Consider the following 19,633-nt stretch of genomic DNA (forward strand, 5'->3'; position numbering starts at 1 on the left):
TTTTTATGAGGGTTGTAGAGAAGAATTTTACATCTTGCTATGAAACAAGATAGTATGGAGTGCCCTACTGAAATCAAGGAACTGCTAAAAGTCCTATACAACCTTTCTACTTCCGAGACAGAGGTTATGTATTATCTTTGCGAAAAGGAGGCTCGTGCATCCGAGATTGCAGAAGATCTGAATAAAGACAGATCTACTGTACAGAGATACCTTTCTAAGCTGCGAGCTACCGGACTAGTTGAGCGAGAAAGCATTGTTGAGGAAGGGAGAAAGGGCAGGCACTATGTATACTCTGTTTCAGACAAGGAGGAAATGAAGGAGAAGGTAAGAAAGAGGATGAAAGAATGGGAAGAAGAAAAACTCAGCGTTCTTGACAAAATATAGAAAAGATGTATAAAAGTTCAACTCTCTCGCACAAACTATGTCGGAAGAAATTGAAGTCTTCACAACACCAACCTGCCCATACTGCACAAAAATTAAAAAATGGCTCGACGAGAACAACCACAGCTACAAGGAACATAATGTAGGCGAGGACAAGGAACAAGCCAAAAGAATGATACAGAGAACTGGTCAGAGAGGAGTGCCTCAAACATTTATAGGAGATGAAACCGTTTTAGGGTTCCAACCAGATAAAATAGAAAAAGCAATACAAAAAGAGATAGAAAGCTAAAAGAGAGAGAAAATTACTGTTCCTGCATCTCCTTAATCTTCTTCATACGGAAAGTCTCTTCACGAGCCCGTTCCTCGAGCACCTGTGAAACAGTATCTAGCCCTTCCTGCATCTCTGGAATAATCTTGTGTTCCAGTGCGTTAACTCTTCTCTTCGTCTTCTCAATCTCATTCAAAAGTTTGAGGATTTTGGTCTGAGTTTCTGCAGCATCGACAATCTTCTCCAGCAGTTCTTCGTATTTGTCAGCTGTTGAGTCAACTCTTGAAGAGGTTGAGCTGATTCCATACTCTCTGTCGAATACTCCTCTCTGAATACTTCCTGATTCAATCTCAGGGACGACTACTCCCATTATGTTCTGTGCTTCTGTCTCTAGCTCAGGATCATTCTGTTCTGCCATTGCGTTAGCCTTGATGGAGTCTTCTCCATCGTAGATCTTAGCCAGCATCATCTTCAAACGGGCTTGAGAGTAGAGATCAGCCAGTTCCTGGTTTACTTCTTTGGCATCGTCGATTACCTCCATGAACTCGTGGATAAGACCGTCTCTCTTCTTCTCAAGAATTTCGTGGCCGTTCTCAGCCAGTTCAATCCTTTCCTTCAGCCTTAGTTCTTCGCTACGGGTTGGTTTTACATCTTGTGACATTGAAAATCACCTGAGGAGGTTATTCCTCCTCTTCGCTTTCTGTGTTTAGGTACTTCTCTCTAAGCTCTGGGTCAACTCTGGTTAGTTCTCCTTCTGGGATTACTTCAAGCAGACTCCACGCCTTGTCCAGGCTTTCTTCGATTGAACGGTTTTCATTCCATCCCTGGTCGATGAACTCGCTTTCGAAGTTTCTCGCGAACTCCAGAACCTTCTCATCCCTGTCTGAAAGGGCGTCTTCTCCGACGATGGATACTAGGTCTCTCAGGTCATTTCCTTCTGCGTACATCGCATACAGCTGGTCGGAAAGATCTCCGTGGTCTTCACGCGTGAATCCTTCACCTATTCCGTTGTCTTCCAGTCTTGAAAGGCTTGGAAGTACATCTACAGGCGGTTTGTAGCCCTGGTTGTCCAGGTCTCTGTCAACTACGATCTGTCCCTCAGTGATGTATCCTGTAAGGTCAGGGATTGGGTGAGTGATGTCGTCTCCAACCATCGTCAGGATCGGGATCTGTGTTACTGATCCTTCCTTTCCTTCGATGATTCCTGCTCTCTCGTAGAGGTTTGCCAGGTCTGTATACATGTATCCTGGATATCCTCTTCTTCCTGGTACTTCTTCTCTAGCTGCTGAGACTTCTCTCAGTGCGTTGCAGTAGTTTGTCATGTCTGTCATGACTACGAGTACTTCCATTCCTTCTTCGTATGCCAGGTATTCTGCTGTTGTCAATGCCATTCGCGGTGTGATAATTCTTTCCGGTGCAGGGTCACTAGCCTTGTTCAGGAATACTACTGATCGTTCTAGTGCTCCTGTCTCTTCTAGTTCTTCGATGAATTCCTGGCTCTCTTCCTCTGTGATTCCCATTCCCGCGAATACTACTGCGAAGTCTGTGTCTTCTCCTTTGACATCTGCCTGACGGGCGATCTGCATAGCAAGATCGTTGTGTGGCAGTCCAGAGCCTGAGAAGATAGGAAGCTTCTGTCCTCTAACCAGTGTGTTCATGACATCTATGCTGGAAACTCCCGTCTGGATAAAGTCTTCCGGAAGCTCTCTTGAGTATGGGTTGATTGCTTCCCCAATAATGTCTCTTTCTTCTTCCGGAATGATTTCCGGTCCATCGTCCATTGGTTCCCCTGTTCCGTCAAGTACTCTGCCTAGGAGATCCTTGGTTACAGGCATCTTGACATTTTCGTCCATGAACCGGACTCTGCCATCTCTACCGACTCCCTGTGTATCTTCGTAAAGCTGTACGACTACTACATCTTTGGAAGTTTCTAGGACTTCTCCTGTCTTGACTTCTCCGTCTGGTGTCTCTACTTCTACGATGTCTCCGTATGCTACATTCTCGGTTTTCTCCACAAATACAAGTGGATCCTTAATCTCGCTGATCGTCTGGTATTCTTGTTGTGTCATTAGTTGAAAACACCTCTATGTTTTCGGCTATCCTGAAAATCTCTGATTTTCATTCTTGATCACCTCTACTCCTCAACTACCTCTTCAAATTCGTCTTGCATCTGCTTTTGAAGCTCTTGTTTGAGCTCGAGGTATTCCTCTGATGTCTGCATCTCTGAGATACGGTTCTTGCTGCTTAGCGTCACTATATCCTGCACGACTGCTCCGTCTTCAAGTGCCTCGTAAGCACTGTCACCCCATTCCAGAATCAAGTCTAGGATATGATATGTCTTCTCTGGACTTGAGTACTGGTCTACAGGGTGGAAAGCGTTCTGCTGCAGGAAGAACTCCTTGACCATCGTAGCGATTTCCAGTGTAAGTCTTTCCCTATCTGGAAGCGCATCCTTTCCTACAAGCTGCACTGTTTCCTGAAGATCTCCGTCTTTCTGAAGCAAGTCTCTTGCTCTCTGGATCTTCTGCGGCCAATCATCTTCTACTTCCTCCTGGAAGTATTCGGCTAGTTTGTCGCTGTATCCCGAGTAAGAATCGTCCCAGTTGATGGATGGGAAGTGCCTCTTCTCTGCTAGATCTGAGTCAAGCGCCCAGAAGTTCTTGACAACTCTCAAAGTGTTCTGTGTTACCGGTTCTGAGAAGTCTCCTCCAGGAGGTGAAACAGCTCCAACAATTGATACTGATCCTGGGTCTTGGTTGGATAGTGGTTCTACTCTTCCTGCTCTCTCGTAGAATTCTGCGAGTCTTGATGCTAGGTATGCCGGGTATCCTCTTTCACCAGGCATCTCTTCGAGTCTTGCCGATACTTCACGCATTGCCTCTGCCCATCTAGAAGTACTGTCTGCCATCAGTGCAACATCCAGCCCCATGTCTCTGAAGTACTCTGCGATCGTTACTCCTGTGTAAATTGATGCTTCTCTTGCTGCTACAGGCATGTTTGATGTGTTCGCGATAAGTACTGTTCGATTGATTATTTTGTCGCCTGTCTGTGGGTCCTCTAGTTCTGGGAATTCTTCGAGGACTTCTGTCATCTCGTTTCCTCTTTCCCCACATCCGATGTAGACGATAATGTCTGCGTCTGAGAACTTAGCAAGGCTCTGCTGTGTTACCGTTTTCCCTGATCCGAATGGTCCTGGGATTGCTGCTGTTCCTCCTTTGGCGATTGGGAACATTCCATCAAGTACCCTCTGTCCTGTGATAAGCGGTACTTCTGGCCGTTTTTCTTCTGCTGCTGGTCTTGCTTCTCTGATTGGCCATTCTTGTCTCATCTGAATTTCTTCGCCGTTTTCTAGTGTGACTACTGTTTCTGTTACTGTGTGGTTTCCTGAGTTTACTTCTGCGACTTCTCCTTCTTCGACATTTGGAGGTACGAGGACTTTGTGTGTTCCGTAGTCGACTTCGACTTTTCCGATTACATCTCCTTGGCTTACTTCGTCTCCTTCTTCTACTGTTGGTTTGAAGTCGTGTTCTTCGTCTAGGTCGATTCCTGGTGCTTCTTCTCCTCTTGCGATGAAGCTACCAGACTGCTCTTCCAGTTGTGGTAGCGGTCTTTGTAGCCCATCGTAGATGCTGCCTAGGAGTCCTGGCCCTAGTTCTACGGATAGCGGTTGTTCTGTGTTTTTGACTGGTTCACCCGGTTTGACTCCGGTCGTGTCTTCGTAGACTTGGATGTAGCTTTTTTCGCCTTCGATTTGGATTACTTCTCCCATCAGTTCTTCTTTTCCGACGCTTACTACGTCGTACATCTGTGGGTTCATGTCGGTTGCGATTACAACCGGTCCTGTTACTTTGTAGATCTCTCCTTGAGATTCGTTGTTTGTCATGTTTAATTTGTCACCTATAGTATCAATTTTAGACTATGTGATGTCTGCTCCAATCGCTTTCTTGATTTTTTCCTGCATTCTTTCGCTTTCAGCAGTTTCACTGAGCGTTACGACTACTGGTTCGACTGAGCTCTCTACCTGACCTCTTACACGCTTTGGAAGCTCTTCCATGTCCCCTTGTTCTGTGACGAGGATTCCAAGGTCATCTCTCTTGACGAGTTCCTGGATTTTATCCGCGTAGTTTTCCGGGTTGTATGTTTTGCTTATTCCTGCGAGTTCGAATCCGAGTGTGAATTCTTGGCTGCCGATTACTGCTATTTTCTTTTTCTTTTCTTGGTTCATTTCTCTTCACCTTTTTTATCTGGCTAGGACTAGTTGTCTCTGAATGGTTTCCTGGTTTTGGATTCCTGTTTCTTTTGCTCTGAGAAGCATTCTTAGGTTCTTGACTTCTGTAATCTTTGCGACGATGTATCCTAGGATGCTTGATAGTCCGAGTGGCTGTGTGTGAAGCATTTTGATTGCGTTGTCTAGTCTGTGGACTTCGAGTGCGTGTTCTACTTTCTCTATTTCTGGGTTGACCTGTAGGTTCATTTCTCTGATAAGGTGGTTCATTCCTTCTTCAAAGTCTTTTTTGATTACTTTTTCGACGATTCTGCCGTTTTCTGTTTTCAGCAGTCTGTCCCGGATTTCCTCGTTTTCTACGCCGTATTTTTTCATTCTCAGGACCATCTTCAGGTTTTCGTATTCTACTTCTTCCTGTATGAAGTCCTTTAGTTGCTGGTTCTTTGCCTTGTTGGCTAGGTTCATTATGTCGTCGTAGTATGCCTGGTCTAGTCCAGACTCGATCTGTGAGAGATTGTCTGCGGCTTGAATTCTCCGTTGATAATCTATCTCTGAGTCTTCAAAGCTGATTGATGCTTTGATTTCTTCAAAGGTTTTGTCCTTCATTTCTTGGATTTCTTCAGAGCTGAGGCCGGATATCGGTGTAAGGTAGTCTTGAAAGTCTTCCCCTGTCTTCTTGGCTCTGAGTATTCTTTTGATTGTAAGAATGTCGTACTTTCTGAGGTAGGTCTTGATTACTTCCTGAAGATTTCCATCAGCCATCTCCACCAGTTCACTCATTTCCCTAGTCATGTTTTTGGCTAGAGCTAGCTCCGCTAGTTGAACACCTGAGTATGTTGATCCAAGCTGGTCAATATCCTCTTTGTACTCTCCCTCACCTAGCTTACGGGTTATCTCGTTCGGACCCATCTTCACAAGGTTCTGGTAGTCGCTCTGGTCGAACAGCTTCGCTCTCTTTGCCGATACACGAGCATACATGTACGGGTAGTCTTTGTTCAGCCTCATGATTCGTCCTCGAACAGTTTTTCAGCGACTTTTTGACGATATTTATCCTCGTAAGAATCTACAATTTTGGAAACTGAGAAGTTTTTTCTTCTCTCACCGTTTTCCGATACAATTACAAAACCGTCAAGACTTTCTATTTCTTCTAAGTCATACTTTCTGCCATCAATGGCATTGGCAAAGTCTTCTGAGGCTTCTATCTTTGAAACCTCGAATTCAGCATCTTCAATTGACTTCTCAACAAACTCTGACCTCTCATCCTCGTCCAGGTCTCTAAGCTCTTCTTCAAATGTTTCAAACACTTCCTGTAGTTTGTCCTGCTTTGCCTCGAGTTTTTTCTCTCTTGCTTCCATTCTAGCGCTTGAGACAGTTTTCTGTCGTTCAGCTTCTTTTTCTTCCTCTACCTGTTTTTCAGCTTCTTTTTTGATTTCTTCTGCCTTGTTTTCTGCTTCTTTTAAGATCTTATCTGCTTCTTCCTCTGCCTCTTCTTCCAGCTGTGAAGCCTGGTTTCTTGCTTCCTGCAAAATGTCGTTTTTTACGTCTTGAAGTCCCATAGTATTCTTTTTCTCCTGTACTTGTTTTTTTGTTTAAGATTGTATGTGGAGAGGCCGTTGCCGGCCTCCTTGGAAATTGTTTTTTAAATGAATCCTGCTACAACCAGTGAGACTACTAGTCCGAAGATTACGATTGTCTCCGGGATGGCTGTAAGGATCAGGACTGAACCGAATAGGTCGTCGTCTTCTGCGAGAGCTCCGATTCCTGCTGATCCGATTTTAGCCTGTGCGTATGCAGTAGCGATTGCTGATACTGCGATTGCGATTGCTGCACTGATTGCTGGGAAACTTCCTATTGCCATTGTTGTGATTTCACCTCAAAATATTGTTTTGAAAATCCATCGAAGGGATTTTCTGCTAACTGGAACCTTACGGTTCCTGTGCTCCGAATGGAGCGTATTTTTTTCCGCCTCCTTCATAGAATTTTCCAAACATCTCCACGTAGTGTAGACGGATGCCTTGAAGGAAGCCTTCCATGATTTTAATGAACGTGTTGAAGATGTGTCCACCGACTAGGATTAGTGTTCCAAGTACTATTCCTACTAGTCCGCCTGCACCATAAGCTGTACTGGCGATGCTGTTTACTACAGCGGCTAATGCGACTGCTGCGACCGATACTCCGAAGATTCTGAGGTAGGATAGGATGTTGGCTAGTAGTGATGGGATTTCGACCATTCCCTCTACGCCTTCTCCTAGGAAGATAAGCAGGAATCCTAAGATCATTACTGGGAGACCTGCTGTCGGGCTGACTAGGAATGCGAGTGCTGCTCCTGCCTGTAGTACATACCAGCTGCCTTTTTCTAGGAATGCTTCTTTCAATCCGTGTTTAATGTATTCGTTGTAAAATCCGATGCCGTATCCTAGGTTGACGTGGACTAGTCCGATTAATGCTGAGATTGTGAATACCTGTCCTAGGTGTTCTGCTCTGTGCCATAGGATCGGTATTTGTTCGAAAAGCTGGATGCCTGTAGCAGCGGCTAGTTCACTGTGGTGACCGAATATGACATAGCCGAATGCATCACCGAACGCCAGACCGAATATGATTGTGGCGACTGATGCATACATTAGGGAGTGGAAAATCTCTTTTCCCTTCGGGAACATCTTGGCTCCTGCGTAGAAAACAGCTAGTGTAGTTAGACCGTATCCTGCGTCACCTATCATAAATCCGAAGAACAATGGAAATGTCAACAATAGAACTACGGACGGATCAAGTTCATTGTACCTTGGTACCGAGACTAGGTCTGTCAGTGATTCAAATGGTTGTACTGCACGATTGTTTTCGTGTTTGACCGGCGGTTCTTCGTCTTCTTCTAGTTCCTCTCGCTGTACATGTATTTTTCCTTCTGATGCTTCTGCCAGTCTTTCCTCAAGTATCTCGAACTTTTCTTCTGGGATCCATCCCCATGCCATGAATGTTCTGTCTGTTGTAGCAAAATTAATCGGTGCTTCCGCCTTCTCAATCTTCTGTGTGAGGAAGTCCTCGATATAGTTTAGTTTGCCACTCCATTTTTCCGCTAGTTCCCGTTTCTGACTCTCAACAGATTCAATCTGAGTCTCAAGCTGATCTCTTTTCTGTTCAAGGTTGTTATAGATGTTTTCACATGTTCCGTGAAGTTCTGTGTCTGGAACTGTGAACTGTTTTTTGCTGTTGTTCTGTATTGCTTGCTCTGTCTGTTCAGCGTATTTTTCGGAGTAGATTACTGCTGTGGCTGAGTCTCCTTCAAATATTTCGAACCTATCGTTTCTTATTTCTTTTAGGAATGAGTCTTTGTCGAGTCTTCCTGTGAATACATTTAGTGTTTCTGATTCTTTCAGGTCTTCTGCTGTAAGTCCTGATCCACGCAATTTTTTGAAGAATTTTTTCTGTTCCTTGATTCCTTCAATCTGCCGTTTTAACTGTTCTTCTTGGGCTTCGTGGCCGTCAAGTTCGTCTGTTATTTCAGGCAGGTTTTCCTGAATTGCCTGGATTGTCGTAGTTTCTTTTTCGGGTTCTGTCTCCGGTAGCTTAGATAGAACGCTTCTTATGTCGACGAGAAGTTCTGAGAGTTTTTCTGCTTCTTCATTTGGTTCTCCCGTATCAAACTCTCCTTCGTACTGATCGATGTCCATCAGTTCCAGGTCGTGGAGTTCATCGATGACTCTGTCCAGGTATTTCTTGGATCCTGTTACTGATATCTTGGTCATTTCTGCAGGTCTGATTTCTGGTTCACCTTAGGAATTCTTCTGTAAATGTTCCTAGCAAAAAGTTTTCTGCTTCCGACATGTTCTGTGATGCGGATTCTCTGACTTCGTGAGATTCTTCCTCAGCGTCAGAGATGATTTTTTCTTTTTCATCTTCTAGGTTGTCTCTGAATTTTTTCATCCGTGACTTTTTGAGTTGTTCAGCGTTTTCCTTGGCCTCTTCTACTACTTCTTCGGCTTTGTCTTCTGCATCACTGATTCTCTGCTTTTTCTCTTCTTCGGCCTGTTCAATTATCTTGTCAGCCTTTTCCTCTGCCTGCTTAACTTCTTCTACAACTTGAGCCACTAGTATTACACCGCATCAAACACACACCCCTAAAAAGTTTATAAAAACGATTGAACCGATCTCTCCGGACTTGTTTAAAAAGGTTTTGTCGACCACCTGTTTTACTGTATGGAAAAAGGAGAGGAAAGAGGGGTAAAATTCTACTCCAGCAAGGAAGCAGAGATGGACACAGAAGTCTTCTTCAACAAAGAAATGCGTACAAACAGAGATCTCTCCGCAATCGCAGCAAAAGTATACTCAAGAAAGATAGATGAAGAAATGCGGATCTGCGACGCACTCGCCGCCTCCGGAATAAGAGGAATGAGATACACCGACTCAGGAAAGGTCTGGATGAACGATGCCAACCCCTCAGCAATAGAAGCAATGAAGAAAGGGCTTGAAGAAAACGATTTAGACGCCGAAGTTTCAGAACAGGACACCAATGTCTTCCTAAGCCAGAGCAAGAACTTCTACCACTTCGTCGACATCGATCCTTATGGCAGCTTCGTAAACTTCCTGGACTCCGCAGCACGAGCAACACACCACAACGGATTCGCAGGTTTCAGCGCTACAGACAACGCAGCACCAGCAGGAAGCTACCCAACAGTATGTCAGCGGCGCTATGGCAGCAAACCTTTGAAGAACAGCTTCATGCACGAAACCGGACTGCGAATCTATCTGAAAGAAGTATTTGAAAACTATGCTAGATACGACAAAGCATTTGACCCGAAGATCTGCTGGCATGAAAGACACTACACACGAATCATGGGGCGAGTAACAGAATCCAAACAACGCTGCAACAACAGCCTGGAAAACATCGGCTATATAAGCCACTGCAGCAACTGTGGATGGAGAAAACTAGAGAGAATAGATGAATGTCCTAGATGCGAAACCGAAACACAGAAAGCAGGACCATTGTGGATCGGAAAAATAGCAGACCGCAGATTTACCCAGGAAATGCTGAAAGAAATACCAGAAGAATGGGAAGACTCTGTAGAACTCCTGGAAAAAGTTCATGGAGAAGCAGAAATAGTAACCCCTTACTACGACATACACGAACTATGTTCTAAACATAAGTTACAGGTTCCAAAGCTGGAAGAAGTTATAGAGAGCTTGGAACAAACCGGTTATCCTGTATCCCCCACACATTTCTGCCCAACCGGAATCAGAACAGACGCACCGCTAGATGATGTTTTAGATATTATTAAAATTCAATCCGAATAGGCATATTATGGTTAAAAGAATCAGTAAAAAGTCAATAGGGCTCGTAGAATGTGGAGAATGTCACGAAAGATTTGATGAAACTAAGCCAGTATGTCCTAACTGTGGTAATGACTATTAATGGCAGACATACTCGTCTCCGTGGCATCAACTCTTCTTAGCAGCCCCTTAACGGCATTTTCAATGCTGTTAGTGTATATCGGATTTGAAATATATACTCTCTTACGAAATCCTCCGCACTTCCAAGATTGTCCCCCTAAAAAGAATGAAAGACAGAAGACACAAAGGAAAAGCAGAGAAATCAGAACCAATGCACTTACTACCCTAGGATTAGCTTTTCCAGGCTTCTCAATCCTCATAACCAAAGAAGAATCTATTAAATCAGGCATATTTGTCTTTTTCATTTGGGCTGTCATACTACTTTTCCTATCAATCCAAGCAAGCACTTATGCACAAATTAGAAAAACTGCGCTTATCCTACAGGATAAAATGTTAGAATGGAGCATGATAAGCATTTATCTAGGTCTAATCCTTATACTCACTAAATTCTCAGCTGCAGCAACATTAATAGGCCTTATCGGCTTCTTAGCTATTTTATCTCTTAGAGACAAAATTGAGAAAGAATTTCTAAGAATAACAAGAAATAAAGATAAATGAAAAACTGAAGGGCTAGTTACTTTTCTCTTCTAGCTCGTCTTCAAGTCCGAGTTTTTCTGCTAGTTCTTTGTAACGGTTTCTGATTGTTACTTCTGTTACTCCGACTACATCTGCTACTTCTCTCTGAGTTCTCTTCTCGCCTTCAAGCACTGCTGCTATATAAAGTGCTGCTGCTGCAATTCCTGTAGGCCCTTTACCGGAGAGGAGGTCTCTTTCGCTTGCTTCTTTGATTACTTTTCTTGCTCTTGCCTGGACTTCTCCCGATAGCTGGAGTTTTCCTGCGAATCTTGGTACATAGTCCTGTGGTTTTGCTGGTAGGATTCTGAGGCCGAGTTCTCTTGCGACGTATCTGTATGCGCGTCCGATCTCTCTCTTCTCGATTCCTGATGCGTCGCTGATTTCGTCGAGTGTTCTCGGTGTACCCTGTTTACGGGCTACTATGTATATGATGGCCGAAATAATGCTCTCCATTGATCGTCCTCTGACGAGTCCCTGGTCAACTGCCTTTTCATATAGTCTTGCTGTCTCCTCGTGTACGCTTTCTGGCAGGTTGAGGTTTGAGATCATTGAGTTGAGCTCTGAAAGTGCGAACCCTAGGTTACGGTCTTTAGACTTCGTCAACCTTTTGTGCCATTTTCTTAGTCTGTAGTACTGGGCACGTTTGTTTCCTGAGACTTTGTAGAGTTCTCCTGAGCCTTTTCCTATTTCTGTTGAGACTCCCATGTCGTGTTTGGTATATGTTAGTGGTTGTCCTGCTCTTGCTTTCTTCTCTTTTTCTTCCGCGTTGAATGCTCTCCATTCTGCGGATTCATCGATTCTATCTTCGTCGATAACCATTCCACAGTCTACACAGATGAGTTCTCCTTTTGCGGAGTCTTCTTCGAAGCGTTGAGAGTCACATTCTGGACATGTTAGTACTGTGTCTCCTTCCTCTGCTTCTTCCTGGACTACTTCGTATCCTTCGTCTCCTTCTTCCGGAGCTGCTTCCTCATCGTCTGGAAACTCTCCTTCTGGAGTTTCATCTTGCTCTTCTTCGTCTTCTTCCCATTCTTCCGGTACTTCGTAGTCGTCAATCTGTCTTCGTGGAATATTTTGTGGAGCTTCTGACATATTTTTTAGAACACCTAGTAAGATATAAAACCCGCCGCAAGTTTTAAATACCTTTTCACGATAAAGACTACTCTGCGGTGACAAAACAACTGTTTCGGTTTTTGTCGAATTGGAGCGAAGAAAATTTAATGTATTGGCAGACACCTAGTTATTATGGATGAAGGTTTGAGAGCAAAGAGGGAAACTCTTCTCGTTGTAAGCATACTAATACTAGGAAGCATGTTGATCGTATTTCCATTCCTTGATGCGATATTAATTGGTGCCGCTGTCTCCTATATACTTTCCCAGGTGCATGACAAACTTAATCCTCATATTCAGAACGAATTTCTTTCCTCTACAATAATAATTTTCTCAGTGTTCGCTTTTGTAGCCATAGGCTTGTACTTCTTCATCAACAACTTCTTCGAGATACTAGCACAGCTAAACCTATTCACAGGATCTCTAGAAGATAAAATCATAAGTGCTCTAGAACCCCTTGATCTTCCTGAAACCTTCATTGAAAACATCAGACAGTATATCAATAATTTTTCACAGTCCATAAGTAGCATACTGATCGATTTATTTGCTTCACTGCCTGCAATAATTATTGACCTAGGTATTTTCCTGGTAACCTCTACTTACCTGTACAAGGATAGAAGAAGGATATCAAGAGAGTTGGATAGGTTGCTGAAGAGCCTTCCACCTACCGAGAAAAGAATTATCCAAAACCTGGTTAACTCGACAGAAAATATTTTTAAAGGAGTCTTCCTAACCCAGGCAATCGTAGCAGTTATACTCGGAGCTATAATGGGGCTAGGTCTATGGCTTATATCAGCACTGACTACGCCAATACCTTTGATACCTTTATGGGCAATCCTGGTGGGAGTAGCATCATTACTCCCTCTTGTAGCTAACTTCATGATTTATGTTCCTCTCGGAGGATACTTCATGACAAGTGCCGGAGAACCTATCAAAGGAATGCTGGTCATTACCTTTGGACTAATCTTCCTTCAGATTATGCCAGAAATATTTTTGCGTCCCTACATTGGTTCGAAGAGGCTTGATGAGCATCCTCTGATTGTTTTCCTGGGATTCTTGGCAGGACCGCTTGTTCTAGGATTTAAAGGGCTAATCCTTGGACCTGTTGTCCTGATCCTAACTAAAGAATTTGCTCTCAGCTTTTCGGATATGATTTCCGATGTAGAGAGCGATGTCCACAGCGAGGACACGGAGGAGTAGAAATCTCGGCACCACAGTTACCGCATACACTCTTCCATTTCCTCTTCTCATCTACTTTCTCAGTATTGAACGAATCAAACTCAGCCCCTAAATGCAGAGCCAGGTTTTGAAGAGCTTTATCATCCGTGATTAAGGGAACTTGATTATCTATAGCTAATGCCAAGGCTTCCTCATCCTGTTCACTGGTCGGAGAGTTAATCTCATCAGATTTATCCCTTACAGAATCTAGAGAAGAATCAGAGGGATCCATTACAGTTAGATCTAGTTTCTGCATCTTCATCTGAGCCATGTTTGACTTAACCTCGTGCTCTACACTAGGAGGGATCAAGGCAGAGTTGAAAGAGAACTGTCCTCTGCTATGGATAAGTACATTGGCATCTACGACTGCTTTCTTGAGGTTGGATGCGTTCATATTTTAAAGTGTTAACCGATGTTTTAATTTTGTGATCAAAATGAGCTTACCAAACGCACCTGTAGAACGGATTCTAAGAAACGCTGGAGCAGAAAGAGTATCAAAAGACGCAGTAGAAGAACTAAGAAACGCACTTGAAGACCTCGGAGAAGAAATCAGCCGAGACGCAATCCAGATGGCAGACCACGCAGAAAGAAACACAGTCAAAAAAGAAGACATCGACATGGCCACACAATAAGGCCATCATGTCTTCTTAAATCCATACTAACAGAGTTGATTTCTAAATGCCAACACAGATGGAAGCAAGCGACGCATCAGAAGGAACATACCTAATGATCGACGGAGAACCATGCGAAGTTAGAAGTATTTCAATGTCTTCTCCAGGTAAGCACGGAAGTGCTAAAGCCAAGATCAAAGCAAGAGGCGTATTCGACGACAAAGACCGACACATCACAAAGCCCGGCGACACAATGATGATGAGCCCCGATGTCGACAAAAAAATCGGACAAGTCGTCTCACGCGACGGAAACATCGCACAAGTCATGGACATGGACACATACGAAACAGACGAAATGGAACTCCCAGACGACCTCACAGCAGGAGAAGGAGACGAAATAGAATACTGGGTCATCGACGACAGAAAACTCGTCAAAGGTCTCAACAAATAATCTCTTCCTACATTTTCCTATCCCTTGTTTTTATACGGTTCTCAACCTTAACTCAAACATATATGAACTGGAAAAGACTTCGTGAAAAAATACTTGAGGAAGTATATCCTGAAAGTAAAGAACTTGAAGAAGCAGAAGAACTGTACCAGAATATTTCCAATTTTATTCTAGAGGAATTCGGTTTGGAGACTCATTTTGCTGGCTCTTCTGGTCGAGGTACCTGTATGACTGGCGACAAGGATATCGATGTGTTCGTTCTCTTCCCAAAAAATACTGATAGGCGGGAGTTAGAAGAGAAAGGCTTGACAGTAGGTAAGAAAGTTTTCAAGGAATTTAATGGAGAATTCGAAGTTGACTACGCCGAGCATCCATACACAAAAGGTGAGATTAACGAGCATGAAGTCGAGATTGTTCCCTGTTTCGATGTTGAACCAGAGAATATCCGTTCTGCAGTAGATAGAAGCCCCCATCATTCCAGATGGGTCAGGGAAAATATTGACGACGAACTGAGGAAGGATGCTGTAATCCTGAAGAAGTTTCTGAAATCTAACGGATTATATGGATCTTCTCTGAAAGTTGAGGGCTTCTCCGGTTATCTATGTGAAAACTTGATAATTGAATACGGCGGTTTTCGGGAGGTAGTTGAGTCAGCTCAGAACTGGGAGCGAGAAAAGATGTTCGATCCTGAGGGACATCATGAAGAGTTACCTGAGGAGTTGGAAAACAAGTTCTCTGAGGACTCTCTGATTTTGATTGATCCTGTGGATCCAGAGAGGAATGTTGCCTCGGTTCTCAGTGAGGAGAACTATGCCCGGTTTGTACATCTCTGCTGGGAGTTCAGTGAGGATCCTGGTCTAGATTTCTTTGAAGAAGATGAGTACGAGTATACAGAGTTCGAACTGAAGAAGGAGGTTGAGGGTCGTGGCGACTTTATCGTTGTAGATTTTGAACGCCCTAAAGAAGTTGACGACCTTGTCTACCCACAGATGAGAAAATTGATGAGTCTGCTGACCCAGAAACTGGAGAAAAACGACTTCAGAATCTATGAACAAGGGTTTCATTCATGGAACGGAAAACTAAGACTCTTCTTTGAGCTAGATGAAGAACTACCTAAAGTTGAGGAGTTGAAAGGCCCTCAGGTTTTCCACAATGCTAAGCATCTACGGCAGTTCACTCAGAAGTACGATAATACTTTTGTTCAGGATGATCGTTTGGTTGCGAAGACTGAGCGCGAGTATACTAGTGCTCGAGAGTTTTTGAAGGATTTCTTCAATCAGGACTCCCAGGAGTTGAAGGAGTCCGGTGTCCCGGATCATTTGGCTGATTGTATGGATGAGTTGAGTTTTGTGGATCCTCTTTCCGGAGAGGAGGAATGGTTAAATTACTTGGCTGAGAAGTTGCGTGTATGAGCGAATACAGTGTTAACATTGTTGTAGGTCTTTCAGGCGTAGGAAAAGGAACAGTACTAGAAGAAGCAATGATGCTCGCAGATGAAGACTACAAAGTCGTAAACTATGGAGACAGAATGTTTGAAACCGCCAAAGAGCAAGGACTTGCAGATCACAGAGACGAAATGAAGAACATCGATACTGATACTTACAAAGAGATTCAAGCTGATGCTGCTGAATCAATTGCAGAGGACGCAGAAGACCAGAATATTATTGTAGAGACACATGCAGCGATCAAATCACCTTATGGTTACATCCCCGGACTACCGAAGTGGGTTGCTGAAGGACTGGATCCTTCCAAGATCATAATGCTGGACGCAAGTTCTGAAGCAATTTACCAGAGAAGCCAGGAAGCAGACAGAGACAGAGACACGGAAAAAGCCGGTATCGAAGGCATCACAGAGTATAGAGAAACAGCAAAACAGATGGCATCAGCAGTATCAATCCTGACAGGCGCCTACTTCCAGATAATCGAGAACAAAGACGGTCAAGCAGAGAAAGCTGCAGAAGAGCTTGTTGAGACCCTTCAAGGCTGAATAAACATCTTAAATCTTTTTCTTATCTTTAGCAATTTTAACCGTTCACCACAGTTCTTTGTCTCTTATTGATGACAACAATTCTGCTTTGAGTTGTCTAAACGGCGCTGAGCGTTGCGTTATGTTAATAAAGGTTTATACCAGTTTTTGAATTATGGCGAGCCTCTGGGACCTCGGAAAGAGCAAGAAGGAGAAGCTCGCTGATGAATGGGAAGAGGAAGGAGTTCTTGAAGACAAAGTAGAAAAACATAGAGAGAAATTCGAGAAGCGATTCCAAAAAAACATGAATGATGATGTTCCTACCCACCCATACAAGCTTTACAGAGAGATAGTAGAAAATAACGAACTAAGCGAAGAGGAAAAGATTGCTTTGGAGCACATGAAAGACGAGTTCTCCGAGCAATGGCAAACCCTCAAAGCAACACACTCCAACTAAAGACCAATTCATCAGCAAGCACAGCTCCTTGGGGAGGGGGCTCTCAAAACACTTCACACTTTTTTACCCTTTCTCTCTTTATTTTACCATCCAAATCTAGTACACATGAACATGAGACTGCATATTACCTACTGCTCTAAAGACAAGAAAACAGGGAAAGGAGAAATACCTGCAATAGAAAGATACGACTCCAGCAGGATAAGAGAAGTAAAGGAACTCGCAGATAGAAAAGAGAAAGACTTCGCAATCCTATCTGGCAAATATGGTCTCATACCATCTGAAAAACCTATACCAGAGTACGACAAGCTTCTTAGGAAAGAAGATATTGAAAGACTGCTGCCAGAAGTCAAAAAATTCCTGAAAATGAAGAAACCGGAAAAAGTAATCTACCACACTAAGAAAGTTGAAGGAAAGAGAAAACCCTACTTCGAATTAATCAAAGAATCCTGTAAAGTCGAGGAAACAGATTTTGAAAAGAGAATAATCAGTCAAGATACTTGACCATGTAAGGACCTTCCTTCTCATAACCAAACTTCCTGTAGTACTCTCTGGTTCCTACGGCTGAGATAACAACTACCTTATCCCTTCCAAGTTCTCTGGCTTTCTCTTCTGCACTTTCCATCAACCTCGTTCCGTAGCCTTTGTGCTGGACATCTCCTTCTGAACCTATATCGGTTGCTGACCCCATTACCTTTAGTTGTCTGACTATTAATGTATCATCGTTGATTTCTTCCCTGAATGATTCAGACGGTGCTCGGAGACGAGTAAATCCTAGGATAATATCTGCTTCAGTATCTTCAAAGCTCTGGAAGTACTCATGTCCTCCAGATGCTTCATAGTCTCTTTCAATCAATTCAATATTCTCTTCATGCGGTTCTAGATCATGAGTCCTCTTGACATGCCCTACTTCCCTACATCTAATGCAGCTGCACCTCTCTCCTTCTTCATGAAGTTCCTGTAGAGCCATCTGCCGCATATTAGTCAACTGTGGACCAGCATCGACCTCTGTACTTGGAATATCACGCATCACTCTTTTGACTCGTACATGCGGAGGAATAATATCTTTCTGCGCCTTCTTCAACCTTTCCTTTGCTTCTTCGTCATCTATCGGGTCAAAGTCTCCTTCCTCATACTGACGGTAGAGCTCTGTTCCCTGAATCACTTCACAAGGATAGATTTTCACTTCGTCAGGCTGAAGATCAGAGTCAGAGAAAGTCTTCCTGAACTTCTCAATATCTTCCTCATAGCCTTCTCCAGGAAGCCCCAGCATCAAGTGGTATGCTACCTTGAAACCAGCGTTTTTCAGGCGCTTTGTAGCCTCGATGACTTTATCCATGCCGTGTCCACGGTTAGTGATTTCATGAGTCTCATCGAAGACTGTCTGGACTCCCATCTCCGTCCGGGTTCCTCCCAGCTCCAGTATCCTGTCAATATGCTCTGTCTCACAAATATCCGGACGAGTCTCAAATGTTACGCCGACATTTCTGATCTCAGCTGTTTCATTAATCTTCTTAGCTTCATCTAAAGTATCTACTTTTTCATTATTCTCCCTGTAAGTATTGAAGCCATTGAATGCTTCCTTCAGAAACTCTTTCTGGTATTCTGGATCCTGGAATGGGAAGGTTCCTCCCATGATTATTAGCTTGGATTTGTCGATGCTATGACCATTTTTCTCGTACTGTCCAAGCCTGTCGTGGACCTGGTCGTAGGGGTCGTACTCGTTTCTGATCGCTCTCCTAGTCGCTGGTTCTTTACCTGTATAGCTCTGTGGCGCATCCTTTCCTTTAGGACAGTAAATGCAGCCTCCGCCACAGGGTGCCGGTCTTGCCATGATAGCTATGTTGGCGATGCCGGAGATTGTTCGCATCGGTTTGGTTTTCAAAGTCTTCTTGGCTTGTTTTTCGTCTTCTTCAGCAAATTTAAGTATATCACTGTTTTTTGGCATTCCGTTAAAGCCTAGTTCGCTACAGAAGTTCTTCTTCAACTTTTCTACTTCCTGCTTGTCTTCTATGTTTTCTTCCTCTATCTTTTCTATGACTTTTCGGGACAGGGTTTTCAGGTCAGACATGTGTGTTGAAGTGTAAGGTGAGAGTTAAAAACGGAGCCCGAACCAAGTAATATTTATGAAGAAACTAGTTTTAGCATCGGTATTGCTGCTTTTATCAGCGGGAGCCTCAGGATTTAGCTTTGGACAAAACAGTGGAAAAGCTGCTTTGATAGATCTTTCAGGTACGATATCTTCTTCTAGCGGCGGAGCATTCTCTACCTCAGGGATAACACCAAGTAATGTCAGAGAATTAAATGATCAAGCGGTTAATCAAGGTGCTGACGCAGTAATCTACGAGATCAACTCTGGAGGCGGTGCAATAGTTGCCTCAAAAGAAGTTTACCGTGATATTGAGGATGTGGAAGTTCCAACAGTTTGTCGGATGAGGGATGTCGCAGCTTCAGGAGGATACATGATCAGCCTAGGCTGCGATAAAGTTGTCGCGGACTCTGCGTCACTTACCGGGAGCATCGGAGTCAGGAGCTCTTACCTAGAATACTCAGGGCTTCTGGACAAACTAGGAGTCGAGTATGTGAACATTTCTAAAGGAGGTCTAAAAGGAGTAGCCAGCCCGTACAAAAATATTTCCGACGAAGAACGGAGGGTCTTGCAGAGCCAGGTTGACACATTGCACGAGAACTTCGTTAAACAGGTAGAATCTGAGAGAAACCTGTCACAAAACTCAACTGAAGAAGTTTCAACCTCACAGCCATTCCTAGGTGAGAAAGCAGAGGAACTGGAACTTGTCGATGAGTTAGGAGGTCGTGATACAGCAGTAACCGCTGCTGAAAACCTTACAGGAAAAAACATGACCACTTTTGAAGTTAAGAGTGAAACGAGCTTCTCCCTACTATCATTGTTCAGTTCGGAGCTGAGTCTTGGAGACCTGTTTAAAAGCAGTTCTCCATTGAAAGCTTCAATATTTTAGAATAGAAGTAAAATTG

At 43.6% G+C, this 19,633-nt stretch carries 24 protein-coding genes; 12 read left to right on the forward strand and 12 right to left on the reverse strand.

From position 1 onward, the window contains the following. Positions 1-39: 39 nt before the first annotated feature. On the forward strand, positions 40-384 hold the full coding sequence (locus tag LC1Nh_RS04180; RefSeq protein ID WP_153550451.1) for an ArsR family transcriptional regulator: 345 nt from the start codon (positions 40-42) through the stop codon (positions 382-384). 37 nt (positions 385-421) lie between these two features. Then, the gene (locus tag LC1Nh_RS04185) at positions 422-670 is read left to right on the forward strand and encodes a glutaredoxin family protein (protein WP_153550452.1); all 249 of its coding nucleotides are present in this window, start codon (positions 422-424) and stop codon (positions 668-670) included. Positions 671-683: 13 nt separating this feature from the next. On the opposite strand, the gene LC1Nh_RS04190 is transcribed toward LC1Nh_RS04185, so the two are convergent. From LC1Nh_RS04190 to ahaH, 9 genes are all read right to left on the reverse strand, one after another. Continuing rightward, on the reverse strand, positions 684-1,310 hold the full coding sequence (locus tag LC1Nh_RS04190; RefSeq protein ID WP_153550453.1) for a V-type ATP synthase subunit D: 627 nt from the start codon (positions 1,308-1,310) through the stop codon (positions 684-686). A gap of 19 nt (positions 1,311-1,329) precedes the next feature. After that, a complete protein-coding gene (locus LC1Nh_RS04195) occupies positions 1,330-2,718 on the reverse strand; it encodes a V-type ATP synthase subunit B (RefSeq protein WP_153550454.1) in 1,389 nt (462 codons plus the stop codon). Between the two features lie 65 nt (positions 2,719-2,783). After that, entirely contained in the window at positions 2,784-4,532 is a 1,749-nt protein-coding gene (locus LC1Nh_RS04200; protein ID WP_153550455.1) for a V-type ATP synthase subunit A, read from the reverse strand. A 33-nt stretch (positions 4,533-4,565) separates the two neighbouring features. Next, positions 4,566-4,874 (reverse strand): V-type ATP synthase subunit F, encoded by a 309-nt coding sequence (locus tag LC1Nh_RS04205; RefSeq protein WP_153550456.1) that lies wholly within the window; start codon positions 4,872-4,874, stop codon positions 4,566-4,568. 15 nt (positions 4,875-4,889) lie between these two features. After that, on the reverse strand, positions 4,890-5,879 hold the full coding sequence (locus LC1Nh_RS04210) for a V-type ATPase subunit (protein ID WP_153550457.1): 990 nt from the start codon (positions 5,877-5,879) through the stop codon (positions 4,890-4,892). Further along, entirely contained in the window at positions 5,876-6,430 is a 555-nt protein-coding gene (locus LC1Nh_RS04215) for a V-type ATP synthase subunit E family protein (RefSeq protein WP_153550458.1), read from the reverse strand. The genes LC1Nh_RS04210 and LC1Nh_RS04215 overlap by 4 nt, the downstream gene beginning before the upstream one ends. Positions 6,431-6,513: 83 nt before the next feature. Further along, positions 6,514-6,732 carry an ATP synthase subunit C-like protein gene (locus LC1Nh_RS04220; RefSeq protein ID WP_153550459.1) on the reverse strand — a complete coding sequence of 73 codons (219 nt, stop codon included), beginning with the start codon at positions 6,730-6,732 and terminating at the stop codon, positions 6,514-6,516. A 67-nt stretch (positions 6,733-6,799) separates the two neighbouring features. Further along, complete coding sequence (locus LC1Nh_RS04225; protein ID WP_153550460.1) at positions 6,800-8,614, reverse strand: V-type ATP synthase subunit I; 1,815 nt, start codon at positions 8,612-8,614, stop codon at positions 6,800-6,802. A gap of 22 nt (positions 8,615-8,636) precedes the next feature. Then, positions 8,637-8,957, reverse strand: coding sequence for an ATP synthase archaeal subunit H (gene ahaH / locus LC1Nh_RS04230; RefSeq protein WP_217907015.1), 321 nt, complete (start codon positions 8,955-8,957; stop codon positions 8,637-8,639). A 108-nt stretch (positions 8,958-9,065) separates the two neighbouring features. Between ahaH and LC1Nh_RS04235 the strand changes: the two genes are divergently transcribed. Beyond that, complete coding sequence (locus tag LC1Nh_RS04235) at positions 9,066-10,160, forward strand: tRNA (guanine(10)-N(2))-dimethyltransferase (RefSeq protein ID WP_153550462.1); 1,095 nt, start codon at positions 9,066-9,068, stop codon at positions 10,158-10,160. A 117-nt stretch (positions 10,161-10,277) separates the two neighbouring features. After that, entirely contained in the window at positions 10,278-10,814 is a 537-nt protein-coding gene (locus LC1Nh_RS04240) for a hypothetical protein (RefSeq protein ID WP_153550463.1), read from the forward strand. A 12-nt stretch (positions 10,815-10,826) separates the two neighbouring features. On the opposite strand, the gene LC1Nh_RS04245 is transcribed toward LC1Nh_RS04240, so the two are convergent. Beyond that, positions 10,827-11,924, reverse strand: a complete 1,098-nt coding sequence (locus tag LC1Nh_RS04245) for a transcription initiation factor IIB (RefSeq protein WP_153550464.1) — start codon at positions 11,922-11,924, stop codon at positions 10,827-10,829. A 153-nt stretch (positions 11,925-12,077) separates the two neighbouring features. Here LC1Nh_RS04245 and LC1Nh_RS04250 point away from each other — a divergent pair, with 153 nt between their 5' ends. Then, on the forward strand, positions 12,078-13,142 hold the full coding sequence (locus LC1Nh_RS04250; RefSeq protein WP_153550465.1) for an AI-2E family transporter: 1,065 nt from the start codon (positions 12,078-12,080) through the stop codon (positions 13,140-13,142). Here LC1Nh_RS04250 and LC1Nh_RS04255 read toward each other — a convergent pair. Beyond that, positions 13,078-13,554: a PIN domain-containing protein gene (locus LC1Nh_RS04255; RefSeq protein ID WP_153550466.1), complete on the reverse strand. Its 477-nt coding sequence runs from the start codon at positions 13,552-13,554 to the stop codon at positions 13,078-13,080. The genes LC1Nh_RS04250 and LC1Nh_RS04255 overlap by 65 nt on opposite strands. A gap of 40 nt (positions 13,555-13,594) precedes the next feature. On the opposite strand from LC1Nh_RS04255, the gene LC1Nh_RS04260 reads away from it, so the two are divergent. The 6 genes from LC1Nh_RS04260 to LC1Nh_RS04285 all read left to right on the forward strand — a co-directional run bounded on the left by LC1Nh_RS04260 (position 13,595) and on the right by LC1Nh_RS04285 (position 17,143). Beyond that, on the forward strand, positions 13,595-13,792 hold the full coding sequence (locus LC1Nh_RS04260) for a histone family protein (protein WP_153550467.1): 198 nt from the start codon (positions 13,595-13,597) through the stop codon (positions 13,790-13,792). Positions 13,793-13,838: 46 nt separating this feature from the next. Continuing rightward, positions 13,839-14,222, forward strand: coding sequence for a translation initiation factor IF-5A (eif5A, locus tag LC1Nh_RS04265; RefSeq protein WP_153550468.1), 384 nt, complete (start codon positions 13,839-13,841; stop codon positions 14,220-14,222). Positions 14,223-14,284: 62 nt separating this feature from the next. Continuing rightward, positions 14,285-15,631 carry a CCA tRNA nucleotidyltransferase gene (gene cca, locus LC1Nh_RS04270; RefSeq protein ID WP_153550469.1) on the forward strand — a complete coding sequence of 449 codons (1,347 nt, stop codon included), beginning with the start codon at positions 14,285-14,287 and terminating at the stop codon, positions 15,629-15,631. Next, a complete protein-coding gene (locus tag LC1Nh_RS04275) occupies positions 15,628-16,206 on the forward strand; it encodes an adenylate kinase (protein ID WP_153550470.1) in 579 nt (192 codons plus the stop codon). Before cca ends, LC1Nh_RS04275 begins: the two co-directional genes overlap by 4 nt. 154 nt (positions 16,207-16,360) lie before the next feature. Continuing rightward, complete coding sequence (locus tag LC1Nh_RS04280) at positions 16,361-16,642, forward strand: hypothetical protein (protein ID WP_153550471.1); 282 nt, start codon at positions 16,361-16,363, stop codon at positions 16,640-16,642. A 111-nt stretch (positions 16,643-16,753) separates the two neighbouring features. Then, complete coding sequence (locus LC1Nh_RS04285) at positions 16,754-17,143, forward strand: DUF6884 domain-containing protein (protein WP_153550472.1); 390 nt, start codon at positions 16,754-16,756, stop codon at positions 17,141-17,143. Here the strand turns inward: LC1Nh_RS04285 and LC1Nh_RS04290 are convergent. Continuing rightward, positions 17,127-18,710 carry a tRNA uridine(34) 5-carboxymethylaminomethyl modification radical SAM/GNAT enzyme Elp3 gene (locus LC1Nh_RS04290; protein ID WP_153550473.1) on the reverse strand — a complete coding sequence of 528 codons (1,584 nt, stop codon included), beginning with the start codon at positions 18,708-18,710 and terminating at the stop codon, positions 17,127-17,129. The two genes, LC1Nh_RS04285 and LC1Nh_RS04290, sit on opposite strands and share 17 nt — an antisense overlap. Before the next feature lie 55 nt (positions 18,711-18,765). On the opposite strand from LC1Nh_RS04290, the gene sppA reads away from it, so the two are divergent. Further along, the gene (gene sppA / locus LC1Nh_RS04295) at positions 18,766-19,617 is read left to right on the forward strand and encodes a signal peptide peptidase SppA (protein ID WP_153550474.1); all 852 of its coding nucleotides are present in this window, start codon (positions 18,766-18,768) and stop codon (positions 19,615-19,617) included. The last annotated feature ends 16 nt before the right edge of the window (positions 19,618-19,633 follow it).

The sequence above is a fragment of the Candidatus Nanohalobium constans genome (assembly GCF_009617975.1).
Lineage (GTDB): Archaea > Nanohalarchaeota > Nanosalinia > Nanosalinales > Nanosalinaceae > Nanohalobium > Nanohalobium constans.

What these genes read in the sequence shown, in the direction of transcription:
- sppA (WP_153550474.1), top strand. Translation starts at nt 18,766, where the DNA reads ATGAAGAAACTAGTTTTAGCATCGGTATTGCTGCTTTTATCAGCGGGA.
- LC1Nh_RS04280 (WP_153550471.1), top strand. Translation starts at nt 16,361, where the DNA reads ATGGCGAGCCTCTGGGACCTCGGAAAGAGCAAGAAGGAGAAGCTCGCT.
- LC1Nh_RS04255 (WP_153550466.1), bottom strand. Translation starts at nt 13,554, where the DNA reads ATGAACGCATCCAACCTCAAGAAAGCAGTCGTAGATGCCAATGTACTT.
- LC1Nh_RS04200 (WP_153550455.1), bottom strand. Translation starts at nt 4,532, where the DNA reads ATGACAAACAACGAATCTCAAGGAGAGATCTACAAAGTAACAGGACCG.
- LC1Nh_RS04275 (WP_153550470.1), top strand. Translation starts at nt 15,628, where the DNA reads ATGAGCGAATACAGTGTTAACATTGTTGTAGGTCTTTCAGGCGTAGGA.
- LC1Nh_RS04210 (WP_153550457.1), bottom strand. Translation starts at nt 5,879, where the DNA reads ATGAGGCTGAACAAAGACTACCCGTACATGTATGCTCGTGTATCGGCA.
- LC1Nh_RS04235 (WP_153550462.1), top strand. Translation starts at nt 9,066, where the DNA reads ATGGAAAAAGGAGAGGAAAGAGGGGTAAAATTCTACTCCAGCAAGGAA.
- LC1Nh_RS04220 (WP_153550459.1), bottom strand. Translation starts at nt 6,732, where the DNA reads ATGGCAATAGGAAGTTTCCCAGCAATCAGTGCAGCAATCGCAATCGCA.
- LC1Nh_RS04215 (WP_153550458.1), bottom strand. Translation starts at nt 6,430, where the DNA reads ATGGGACTTCAAGACGTAAAAAACGACATTTTGCAGGAAGCAAGAAAC.
- LC1Nh_RS04250 (WP_153550465.1), top strand. Translation starts at nt 12,078, where the DNA reads ATGGATGAAGGTTTGAGAGCAAAGAGGGAAACTCTTCTCGTTGTAAGC.
- LC1Nh_RS04185 (WP_153550452.1), top strand. Translation starts at nt 422, where the DNA reads ATGTCGGAAGAAATTGAAGTCTTCACAACACCAACCTGCCCATACTGC.
- LC1Nh_RS04180 (WP_153550451.1), top strand. Translation starts at nt 40, where the DNA reads ATGAAACAAGATAGTATGGAGTGCCCTACTGAAATCAAGGAACTGCTA.
- LC1Nh_RS04290 (WP_153550473.1), bottom strand. Translation starts at nt 18,710, where the DNA reads ATGTCTGACCTGAAAACCCTGTCCCGAAAAGTCATAGAAAAGATAGAG.
- LC1Nh_RS04285 (WP_153550472.1), top strand. Translation starts at nt 16,754, where the DNA reads ATGAGACTGCATATTACCTACTGCTCTAAAGACAAGAAAACAGGGAAA.
- cca (WP_153550469.1), top strand. Translation starts at nt 14,285, where the DNA reads ATGAACTGGAAAAGACTTCGTGAAAAAATACTTGAGGAAGTATATCCT.
- LC1Nh_RS04260 (WP_153550467.1), top strand. Translation starts at nt 13,595, where the DNA reads ATGAGCTTACCAAACGCACCTGTAGAACGGATTCTAAGAAACGCTGGA.
- eif5A (WP_153550468.1), top strand. Translation starts at nt 13,839, where the DNA reads ATGCCAACACAGATGGAAGCAAGCGACGCATCAGAAGGAACATACCTA.
- LC1Nh_RS04225 (WP_153550460.1), bottom strand. Translation starts at nt 8,614, where the DNA reads ATGACCAAGATATCAGTAACAGGATCCAAGAAATACCTGGACAGAGTC.
- LC1Nh_RS04205 (WP_153550456.1), bottom strand. Translation starts at nt 4,874, where the DNA reads ATGAACCAAGAAAAGAAAAAGAAAATAGCAGTAATCGGCAGCCAAGAA.
- LC1Nh_RS04195 (WP_153550454.1), bottom strand. Translation starts at nt 2,718, where the DNA reads ATGACACAACAAGAATACCAGACGATCAGCGAGATTAAGGATCCACTT.
- LC1Nh_RS04190 (WP_153550453.1), bottom strand. Translation starts at nt 1,310, where the DNA reads ATGTCACAAGATGTAAAACCAACCCGTAGCGAAGAACTAAGGCTGAAG.
- LC1Nh_RS04245 (WP_153550464.1), bottom strand. Translation starts at nt 11,924, where the DNA reads ATGTCAGAAGCTCCACAAAATATTCCACGAAGACAGATTGACGACTAC.
- LC1Nh_RS04240 (WP_153550463.1), top strand. Translation starts at nt 10,278, where the DNA reads ATGGCAGACATACTCGTCTCCGTGGCATCAACTCTTCTTAGCAGCCCC.